This window comes from Cypionkella sp. (assembly GCF_030652235.1).
Taxonomy (GTDB): domain Bacteria; phylum Pseudomonadota; class Alphaproteobacteria; order Rhodobacterales; family Rhodobacteraceae; genus Cypionkella.
Window position 1 is genome coordinate 141350 of the sequence record NZ_JAUSBA010000024.1, and the last position, 10432, is coordinate 151781.

10 protein-coding genes and 2 pseudogenes are annotated in these 10432 nt (G+C 60.8%); 11 read left to right on the forward strand and 1 reads right to left on the reverse strand.

Annotated elements, in window-relative coordinates; translation table 11 throughout:
* Window position 1: 1 nt before the first annotated feature.
* Window positions 2-838 (reverse strand): annotated as a pseudogene (locus Q7V03_RS07460) (xanthine dehydrogenase family protein molybdopterin-binding subunit); the annotation flags it as partial.
* Window positions 839-1081: 243 nt separating this feature from the next.
* Between Q7V03_RS07460 and Q7V03_RS23815 the strand changes: the two are divergent.
* The 11 genes and pseudogenes from Q7V03_RS23815 (at window position 1082) to Q7V03_RS07510 (ending at window position 10351) form a co-directional block, all read left to right on the forward strand.
* Window positions 1082-1345, forward strand: a complete 264-nt coding sequence (locus tag Q7V03_RS23815; protein WP_370651084.1) for a hypothetical protein — start codon at window positions 1082-1084, stop codon at window positions 1343-1345.
* A gap of 57 nt (window positions 1346-1402) precedes the next feature.
* Window positions 1403-2053 carry a hypothetical protein gene (locus tag Q7V03_RS23820; protein ID WP_370651085.1) on the forward strand — a complete coding sequence of 217 codons (651 nt, stop codon included), beginning with the start codon at window positions 1403-1405 and terminating at the stop codon, window positions 2051-2053.
* A 466-nt stretch (window positions 2054-2519) separates the two neighbouring features.
* A complete protein-coding gene (locus Q7V03_RS07470) occupies window positions 2520-4667 on the forward strand; it encodes a trehalase family glycosidase (protein ID WP_304924972.1) in 2148 nt (715 codons plus the stop codon).
* A gap of 257 nt (window positions 4668-4924) precedes the next feature.
* Window positions 4925-5995: pseudogene (locus Q7V03_RS07475) on the forward strand (PotD/PotF family extracellular solute-binding protein).
* Window positions 5985-6887, forward strand: coding sequence for an ABC transporter permease (locus Q7V03_RS07480; protein ID WP_304924973.1), 903 nt, complete (start codon window positions 5985-5987; stop codon window positions 6885-6887). The pseudogene Q7V03_RS07475 and the gene Q7V03_RS07480 overlap by 11 nt, the downstream one beginning before the upstream one ends.
* A complete protein-coding gene (locus Q7V03_RS07485) occupies window positions 6884-7210 on the forward strand; it encodes an ABC transporter permease (RefSeq protein WP_304924974.1) in 327 nt (108 codons plus the stop codon). Before Q7V03_RS07480 ends, Q7V03_RS07485 begins: the two co-directional genes overlap by 4 nt.
* A gap of 32 nt (window positions 7211-7242) precedes the next feature.
* Window positions 7243-7587, forward strand: coding sequence for an ABC transporter permease (locus tag Q7V03_RS07490; RefSeq protein WP_304924975.1), 345 nt, complete (start codon window positions 7243-7245; stop codon window positions 7585-7587).
* A gap of 46 nt (window positions 7588-7633) precedes the next feature.
* The gene (locus Q7V03_RS07495) at window positions 7634-8683 is read left to right on the forward strand and encodes an ABC transporter ATP-binding protein (RefSeq protein WP_304924976.1); all 1050 of its coding nucleotides are present in this window, start codon (window positions 7634-7636) and stop codon (window positions 8681-8683) included.
* Window positions 8683-9258, forward strand: coding sequence for an isochorismatase family cysteine hydrolase (locus tag Q7V03_RS07500; protein ID WP_304924977.1), 576 nt, complete (start codon window positions 8683-8685; stop codon window positions 9256-9258). The genes Q7V03_RS07495 and Q7V03_RS07500 overlap by 1 nt, the downstream gene beginning before the upstream one ends.
* Before the next feature lie 97 nt (window positions 9259-9355).
* The gene (locus tag Q7V03_RS07505) at window positions 9356-9613 is read left to right on the forward strand and encodes a fibronectin type III-like domain-contianing protein (protein WP_370651087.1); all 258 of its coding nucleotides are present in this window, start codon (window positions 9356-9358) and stop codon (window positions 9611-9613) included.
* Window positions 9614-9919: 306 nt separating this feature from the next.
* On the forward strand, window positions 9920-10351 hold the full coding sequence (locus Q7V03_RS07510) for a MarR family winged helix-turn-helix transcriptional regulator (protein ID WP_304924979.1): 432 nt from the start codon (window positions 9920-9922) through the stop codon (window positions 10349-10351).
* Window positions 10352-10432: the final 81 nt, after the last annotated feature.

The window sequence follows — 10432 nt, forward strand, 5'->3', positions numbered from 1 at the left end:
AACCAGCCTCCCTCAACGCCGCCCGCACCCGTGAAGGTGTCGCAGGAACTCGGGTCACAGCCACCCCCGTCGCATGGCGGATCGCATTCAGTATCGCGGGCGCTGTCGGGATCAGCACATGCTCGCCCAACCCCGTTGCCCCATAAGGCCCGTGTGCGTTGGCCTCCTCGATGATCAACGTCTCAATCGGCGGCACATCCCCGATGGTCGGGATCAGATAACCATGCAGGTTTTCCGTGCGTCCCGGCAGATATTCCTCGGGCAGCGCCATCCCCAAACCCTGCGCAATTCCGCCCTGCACTTGCCCTTCCACCAGCAGCGGATTGATCGCGCGACCGACATCATGCGCCGCCACAAACCGCAGCGGCTTGACCAAACCCAGCTTCAGATCCACCTCCACCACCACCAAATGCGCCGCATAGCCAAACTGCGCATAGGGCGCGCCCTGCCCATTGGCATCCAGCGGCAGCGTCGGCGGATCATAGCGTTCTTCGGCCCGCAGCACATAGCCCTCACCGTCCGGGGCCAAATCGGCCAGTTCCAGCCGATGCACCCCCGCGCCGTCCGCCACCTCCACCACGCCCCGACCAAACCGCAACACCGCATCCACCGCCGCATTGCACCGCTCAAGGATCATCGCCCGCAGCGAAACCCCCGCCAGCCACGCCGCATTGCCGCTGACAAACGTCTGCCGCGGGGCCGAGGTCTTCCCCGCATCCGGCGTCACATCGGTATCCGGCCCCACCAGCGCCAAATCCCGCACATCCGCACCCAAAGCCGTGGCAAGAATCTGCGCGATCACGCTATTGGACCCCTGCCCAATATCCATCGCGCCCCTCGACCTTCGCCAGCCCATCCAGCCTGCGCATCGCCACCCCAACACCGCCCGAACCCCCTGCTGCACCAGATCGCAAAGCAGCCGAGTCACCATCTCAACCACCGCCTCCAGCCGATATTCCCTCGGCCCACGCACATCGGCAATCGACTCTAACCCTGCCAAATCAGTCACATCCATCAACAAATCAGCCCCCTTGCTCCAGGCAATAAGCATGTTAGCTGACGAATAAACTAGGGGGCCAAAATGTCCAACCAACCCACAAAACTGGTGATCCGCAACATCGGCCTGATGCTGTCTGGCCGGATGCAGCAACCCATTCTCGACGCCGATTGCCTGATCTCCGAAAATGGCAAGATCACCGCTTGGGGCAATGAGGCTGATCTTGACACCGAACACGCCACCACCCTGGTCCACGCCAACGGTGCCACCCTGACGCCCGGCCTGATCGACAGCCATGTGCATCCGGTGATCGGCGACTACACCCCCCGCCAGCAACAATTGCACTGAATCGACTCGACCCTGCACGGCGGCGTCACGACTTTAATCTCTGCAGGAGAGGTCCACATGCCCGGCCGCCCGCGCGACATCATAGGCCTTAAGGCAATGGCGATCGCCGCCCAGCGTTGGCATGAAAACTTCCGTCGCTCTGGCGTCAAAGTCATGGCAAGCGCGCCGGTGATCGAGCATGGCATGGTCGAGCAAGACTTCAAAGACCTCGCCGATGTAGGCGTCAAATTGCTGGGCGAGGTTGGCCGCGGCACCGTCAAAGACGGCAAAACCGCCAAGCAAATGGTCGATTGCGCGCGCAAATATGGCATCCAAAGCACCATCCAAACCGGTGGGCCGTCTATCCCAGGATCGGGCTTGATCGACGCCGATATGGTCTTAGAAACCGGCACCGACGTAATCGGCCATATCAACGGCGGCCATTCCGCTTTGCCCGACGATCAAATCATCTGCATCTGCGAAAGCTGCCCAAAGCGGCTAGAGATCGTCCACAACGGCAACGAGCGCGCCACCCTGCTGACCCTGAACACCGCCCGCGAACTCAAGTATCGACCGCATCATCCTTGGCACCGATGCCCCCGCAGGCTCTGGCGTGCAACCCTTGGGCATCCTGCGCATGATCGCCATGCTCTCCAGCCTCGGCAACATGCCCGCCGAACTGGCGTTCTGCTTTGGCACCGGCAACACCACCCGTCAGCGCAACCTTGACACCGGCATGATCGAAAAAGGCTTCTGCGCTGACTTCGTTTTGAGGATAAAGCCCAGCACACCCCCGGCAAAACCATCCTTGTATCCATCCAATTCGGCATCCTGCCCGGCATCGGCGCGATCACCAGCCATCGCACCGCAACACCCCCCCGCTTGGCGCATCCCCACGGTAGAGCATCAACCCGAGCCCAGCGCTGGTTCTGGCCACTGAAGCCGGGTGAATTTGATCTGGCACCTGACGAAAGCCCCATAAACGCGGCACCAACCACAACATATTGTGTGATCTCAATCAAATAGCACAAGCGTCTCCCAGATGGGAAAGCCATTCAGGGTCAAAAACTTATGCATAAGGTAAGATGAAACGCCCCTGGAACTGCCGCGAATCAAGGGGAACGCCATGCTGAAACACACCACAGTCTCCACGGCCCGCGCCTAGAACTCATGGTCCGACCGCCCCGGCGAGATGGTGTTCCTCCCCCTCGGCATCCGCGTCACTCCACTGCTGTATTCCTCACGCCTGCGCCAATGCATCAAGCTGGAACCCCGCACAGACACCCTGCGCCTTGGCCGCCACAGCATCGACGGCAGCCTGATCGAGTTCGAAGCCGACCTTGCAGGCACCACCCTCGCCTTCGCCACCACCAAACCGCATCCCTTCGCCTTCCGCACCACATGGTCCGCCCAAACCAGTGCCGAATGGGGCCTGCGCTTCTGGGTGAATATCGCGATTTCCGCCGAAGACGGTACCATAGCCAGCTTCGACCCCGCCCAAAACATCACCCTACTGCAATCCGGCGACCGCTTCACCGCCATCGCCACCGAACACCCGCCCGTGCAAGTCACAGGCCACGAATCCCTAGAGGCGCTCTGTGCCGATTACGCACAAAACGGCTATTTCAGCCGCGACAGCCGCGCTACATCCGCCTCCGTCTTAGTCCTCCGCTTCAACCTGGAAATGATGCGCTCTGGCACCTATGCCGCCGCAGCAGCTGACAGCGCCCCCCTTGCCATCGCCGCCGCCAAAGCCGCACTCAACGCTCACCAGCACGCCCCCGACGCCACCACCCCTCACACCGAATCCCTGTCCGCCATCCGCGATATCGTCGGCTGGAACACCATCTGGGATGCAACCAACAACCGCCCCTACACCGCCGCCACCCGCATCTGGAACCTTGGCACCTTTGCGGTTTGGCACAACGACCAAACCTACGCCGCCCTGCTGGCGGGCCTGTTCGACACTGAACTCGCCCGCGAAAACCTCGCCACAGCCCTCTCCGCCACCACCCCGCAAGGCAATTTCGCCTGTATCTCCACCTCACGCGACACATGGGTAGACCGCAGCCAACCGCCCTTGGGGAGTCTGATCGCATGGCAACTCTACCAACGCTCCGGCGAGCGTTCGATTCTAGAGCAATGCTTCCCCGCCATGGCCCGCAACCAACGCTGGTGGCGGCAGATGCGCGACCCCGATGGCACCAGCCTGATTTCCTGCGGCACCTCCGACGTGGGCGAGGCCCTGTATAAAGGCACCGCGTTTGGCGCGCGCAATGAAACCGGTATGGACAACTCCGCAACCCATGACGAGGCGAACTACAACCCCGAAACCCGCAGCCTCTCAACCTGGGATCTTGGCCTGAACTGCGTGATAGCCCTGGATGCCGAAATGCTCAGCCTGATCGCCAACGTCCTAGGCCGCGTCGATGAAGCCGTCGAATTCGAAACCCAAGCCACGACCCACCGCGCCCAGATCCAAACCCATCTCTGGGACGAATCCCGCCAAATCTTCGCCAACCGCCAACGCCACGGCACTTTCGTCCGCTCGCTGTCGCCGACCAGCTTCTACCCCCTGCTGTGCAACGCAGCCACGCCCGAACAAACCGCCCACCTGCTCCGCCAACTCGCAGACCCCAAAACCTTTGCTGGCAAATACTCCCTGCCCAATGCCACCCGAGACGACCCTGCGTATCTCGATAACGTCTACTGGCGCGGCCGGATCTGGCCGAACGTCAACTACCTCGTCTGGCGCGCCCTGCGCCGTACCGGTCATTATCCGGAAGCCAGCCTCTTGGCCGAACAGAGCCTAAATCTTTTTCTACAAAACTGGCGCACACACCGCATCGCCGCCGAAAACTACAACGCCACCACAGGCGAGGCGATGGATCAAGGCGACACCGACCCGTTCTACATTTGGGCCGGATTGCTGCCTCTGATGGCTATCTCGGAACTGATCGACCTCGACCCATGGGCGGGCCTGACCCTGACCAACAGCGGCGAAACCACCCAATGCGGCCCAATGGCCTCCCGCTTCGGCCCGCTATCGGTCGCGGTAGACGACGCCACCCTCACCGTCACAGTAAACAACAAGCCTGCCCTCTCCTTCACCTTCCCCGGCACCCTGACAAACCTACACCTGCACCCCAGCCGCATCTCGGCCACCCTGCACCGCATCACAAACGCAGGCCGACTGACCCTCTTCCGCCAAACACCTGAAGCCCCGCTGCTCGCCCACCTCAACGGCAAGATGATTCGCGTAATCCCAATCGCAGGCGGTTTCGCCTTTGACATCACCCCCGCAGATCTAGGCGCAAAACTCGACGTGATATTTCCGAACTAAATCAGCGCTTCCAAATCCCATAAAAAAAATTGACAGCAGTTCGTGACCAAATAATGACATGCGCACAACCTAATAATCGCCATCCCAAGAGCGATACGGTGGTGGGGTGAACCAGGCGAAAAACCAACCAAACCATCGAAAACCAGCATTCGCCGGAGGCACAGCAACGCCCTCCGCGCCCCAAGCCAGCTTGCCGTCAGCCCACCGACGGTTCACCATAACAACGGCCCAGAAATCGGGCTTAACGGAGGTCTGACATGTCGCATTTCTCAAGACGCGACACGCTGCGGCTGCTGTCGGTGGCCCTTACTGCCGTAGGCGCATCCACCGCCTTGCCCGCCCGCGCGGCGGGTAGCAAAATCACCGTGCTGAACTGGAAAGGCTACGGCACCGATGAGGCTTGGTCGCTGGAAGCGTTCCAGAAAGCCACCGGCATCGAAGTTGTCCACGACTATTTCTCGTCCGAGGCCGAAAGCCTGACCAAAATGCGCACGAATCCGGGCGCTTATGATGTGGTCCTGCTGAACTCGGCCCGTGTGTCAACTGCCGCCACCGAAGGCCTGATCGCGCCTGCGGATCTCTCTACGGCCCCCAACGCCGCCGATGTCAGCCCCGACCCCCTGGCCAACCCGAACTTCACCATCGACGGCAAAGGCTATGCGGTGCCGTGGGTCTGGGGCATGACCTCGATCGCCGCGCGCGAAGGCATAACCCTCGCCAGCTACAAAGACCTCGCTGCTCCCGCCTATGCTGGCCGCTTTGCGATGGACGACGATGCGATGATCGCCGTCGCGATGGGCGCTTTGATGACCGGGCAAGACATCAACGATCCCACCGATCTGCCCGCCATCACCGAAGCCCTCAAATCGCTGAAATCCAACGTAAAGATGCTGTGGTCCTCCGAAGACTAATGGAACAAATCCTTCGCCGCCAACGAATTTGACGTCTCGGTGTTCTGGTCCGGCAGCGCTGTCCGCTCCAAACGCAATTCCAAACTGCCGGTCAATTTCATCGTCCCAACCGAGGGCGCAATCGTCTGGGTTGACGGCCTTGCCGTAGCAACCGGCGCACCGAACCCCGAAGGTGCCGCCGCCTTCATCAACTGGATGATTGATCCGAAATTCTACATCGAATGGGCCACCAAAGTCGGCGCACCCGCTTCCGCCAACTCAAAGGCCCTTGCCACTCTGCCTGCCGACGACCTTTCCGCGCAGGTCCATAAACCCGAATATATGGTCAGCAAAAACGTCATGTCGGCAATGCCGGACGAACGCCGCGAGGCTTTCAACAACCTGTGGCAAGAGGTGAAAGCCTTCTATGCCGAGTAAGGCAACCCCACAGCGCGCCCTGAAAGGGGCGCGCATCTTGCCGCAATGGGTGTCCACCACCGCCCTGTTGCTGCCCGCATACGGCTGGCTGAGCTTAGCTGATTTCCTGCCCCTGCTGACGATGTTCCTGTTCAGTTTCATGAACAAAACCCCAATGGGCAAGGCCCCAATCGAGTTCACCCTGCGCCACTACCGCGCCTTCATCGACCAGCCCTACCTGGTCAAAATTGCCGCCAACACGCTGCTGATGGGCCTGTGGACTACCCTCACCTGCGCCGTGCTTGGCTTCCTCGCCGCCCTCGCCCTCGTGCGCTGCACCACGGGCGCGCGCCGTGAAACCCTGCTGATCCTGATCCTGCTGCCGTTCTGGACCAACGGACTTGTCCGCGTGTTCTCATGGACGATGGTGCTGCGCGAGAACGGTTTTCTCGACAACCTCTGGCACTGGATCGCCCCCACCGCAGGCTCCATCGCCATTCTGTATAGCCGCGAGGCCATCGTGATCGGCCTTGTCCACGGCTACCTGCCCTATAGGATCATCACCTGTTACATCGCCCTCGTCACCATTGACGACGCGATTATCGGGGCCGCACAAAGCCTTGGCGCGCGCTGGTGGGTGATCCTGACCAAAATCCTGATCCCGCTCGCCGCCCCCGGCTTGATCTCCGGCGCTGTCCTTACCTTCGTCCCCGTGATCGGTTCCTTCATGGAACCCCGCATCTTGGGCGGCAAAGTCGGCGTCACCATGGGCACAGTGATCGAGGACCAATTCACGCAAGCTTTCAACTGGCCGCTTGGCGCATCCTTGTCCTTCACCCTTCTCGCCGTCACACTGGCGATCTTCGCCACCTTCTCCGGCATATTGCGTCGTGGCACCGGAGGCACCGCATGACCCGCTTAGGCCAAGTCTTCCTGGGGATGATCCTGATCTTCCTCTATACCCCAATCTTCGTGCTTATGGCGATGGGCTTCAATGAATCCGAGTTGTACGAACTCCCGTTCAAATTCTCGACCCGCTGGTATTCGGCGCTGTCGACCAACACCGAGCTGCTGACGTCCGGCTTCAACTCCATCGTCCTCGCCGTGATCACCGCCATCGGCACCCTCGCCGCATTGGCGCTATCCCGCCGCACATTCCGGGGCCGCAGTCTGCTGCAACTCCTCCTGCTACCCCCCATCGCGATTCCGTGGCTGATCACCGGCACCGCATGCTGATCTTTTTCTTCTGAACCGGCATCGGGCGCGGCATGCACGCGCTGATCATCGGCCACGTCGCCCTCGCCGTGCCCTATGTTGTCCTCGTCGTCGGCACTGGCATGAAATCCGTTCGCGCTGACTTAGAGGAGGCGGCCATGTCGCTCGGCTCCACCCCGATCCACGCATTTTTCGCGATCACATTGCCGCTGCTGTTCCCCTCGATCCTCGGCGCGGCTTTGTTCGCCTTCGCCGTCTCGCTGGATCAGTTCGTGATCTCGTATTTCCTGTCCTCGCCCGGTTATACCACCCTGCCGGTGCAGATCTATTCCGCGATCCGCAAGGGCTTCACGCCCGAGATCAACGCCATCCGACCCTGCTTTTGCTCGGTTCGATGACCGTGATCCTGATCTTCGCCCGTTTCGCCAAACCCGGAGCTACCAAGTGACAACCGTATCCGTCCAGAACGTCGCCAAAAGCTTCGGCACCGTCCCCGTGTTGCGCGACATCGACGCGGTGTTCCCGCAAGGCACTTTCACCAGCCTTCTCGGCCCGTCAGGTTCCGGCAAAACCACCCTGCTGCGCATCATCGCGGGTTTTGTGACCCCCGACCAAGGCGGGGTGACAATCGGCGAAAAAGACGTTACCGGCATCCCGGTCTGGGGCCGCAACATCGGCATCATGTTCCAATCCTACGCTTTGTTTCCCCACATGACCGTCGCCAGCAACGTCGCTTTCGGTCTGGAACTCCGTGGTATAAGGGGTGCAGAGGCCCCGAAAGCCGTCGCCGAAGCCCTAGACATGGTCCACCTCGCCGATTTCGGCGACCGGATGCCGAAAAACCTATCCGGCGGCCAACAACAACGCGTCGCCCTCGCCCGCGCTATGGTGATCAAACCCTCGGTCCTGTTGCTCGATGAACCCCTCTCCGCCCTAGACCGCCGCCTGCGCCAAAAAATGCAGGTTGAGTTGCTGCGCATCCAAAGCCAAACCGGCCTCACCACCATCTTCGTGACGCACGATCAAGAAGAAGCCCTCACCCTATCCGACCGTATCGCCATCCTAGACAAAGGCCGCATCGTGCAATCCGGCGCGCCCGAGGAAATTTATGAGAACCCGCAAACCCGCTTCGCCGCCGAATTCCTCGGTGACAGCAACTTCCTGACCGGAGTCGTTGAATCTGGTGCCGTCCGCCTGCCCGATGGCACCGCCATCCAAACCACCGCCCCCCTCCCAGCAAACCGTCAAAAACCCACCCTCGCCATCCGTCCCGAAAAAATGTCCCCTGCCCCGCACGACGGTGCCACCAACCAAATCGCCGCAAAGATCCTCACCGTCATCTACGCTGGCCCCGCCCTATCCTACCTGCTGCAAACCCCCGACGGCACGCGCCTGAAACTGTTTCAAGCCAACCGAGACGGCACCCTGATGCGCGAAGGTGAAACCATCACCCTGCACTGGTCCCCCGCCCATTCGATCCCCGTGCAAGACTGATGCTTGCACCCATTTCGCCCCACACCAAACACATCGTCATCGATCTGCAACGCCTGTTCGCCGAGCCGCGCGGTTGGCATGTGGCCAGCATCGCCGACATTCTGCCCAACGTGCTAACCCTCTGCCAAACCACCGCCGCGAATACCTTTTACTCCCGCTTCATCACCCCACAGCACCCCGAAGCATCAACGGGCCGCTGGCAAAATCTCTACCAATCCTACCCGCAGATCACAGGCCTAGACCCCGCAATCCTCGACCTCATCCAACCGCTCAAGCAAATCGCCCACCCCTCCCAAATCTTCGACAAAACCACCTATTCGATCTTCCCAGCCGTCCAACCCCGCCTAAATCAGACAGACACCCTGATCCTCTCCGGTGCGGAAACCGATGCCTGCGTCTACGCCAGCCTGCTCACCGCCGTAGACCTCGGCTTGCGCGTCATCCTCGCCAGCGATGCCGTCACCAGCTCCGACCAAGCCGCCCACGATGCCACACTCAACATCATCGCCCGCCGCCTGCCAAACCAAGTCGAACTGGCCACCACCGCAGAAATCATCGCCGCATGGCCGACATAACCTCCGCTGATCTTACCACCGAGGAAAAATCAACAAAACAGGTTCTATCTCTGCCGAAATCAGCCGCACCAACATCGGTGCCAGAACGGGAAAAGAGATCGCCCAAGTCTACACCCGCCCGCTAAACCCCGCCTTGCGAGAACTCAAAGCCTTCGGAAAAATCGTCCTGAACCCCGGCGAATCCGGCACCCTCACCCCCACTTCCCGCCACTTCAGCCACTTCGTCCTAACCGAAGGCCGTTTCGTGCTGCGCGGTGACGCCTTCATGATCAAGGCCGCCGCCTGCGGCCGCGACATTCGCCTTATCGCCCCGGTGCAAGGCTACCACCAGCCTGCTCCCCCATCGCTCTACTGACCACAACCGTCGCCAACAGACTCCTCGCCGATCCCCGCGCCAAAGCCGCTTTACTGGCTGTGCGCGGCACGAACCCGTCGCGTACAAAACCGCAGGCACAGAGCCAAATCGACAACCGCCGAACCTTTTTCCTTGGCCCCTCCGACACGTTCAGTTGGACATTGCCGACAACCTGCCTGAAGCTGCCCTGCAACAGCCGCGTCCAGACCCTAAACCGCCCGCCGCACTCCGGTTATGCATCAGAAGCGGTGTCTGAAAATGACCCAGCACAGTAGAGACGCAGCGTTGAGCTGAACAGAACACCAGATGGCTGAAGCTGACCAAAACGCCTATGTGCTGGAAGATCAAATCGGCTACCTGCTGCGGCTTGCCAAGCAGCGTCACTTGGAAATTTTAGCAGCCGCCCTGTCAGACGTAACCCCCACCCAGTTCGCCACTTTGGTGAAACTACACCAGCTAGGCGTGATGTCGCAAAACCACTTGGGCCGCTTGGTGGCGATGGATGCCGCCACCACCAAAGGCGTCGTCACCCGGCCGCGCAAGAAGGGCTTTGTGCAAACCCAAGCCTCCACCAGCGATCTGCGGCGGCTGGATGTGTCTCTGACGGCTGACGGTGAGGCCTTTGTGCTGGCCGCCATTCCCACTGCTTTCGAGGTCTCGAGGAAGACCACTGATGCGCTGATACCAACGGCCATTGTTTCTGACTCTGAGGGGATTCCCAAAGCGTTCAGATTCTGATTCTCTTGTTCCGACGGCAGGGAGGATCGAATGGCAATCGAGGTCACGCGGAAGGAATTGACGGCGGCGGAGCTGCGGGCG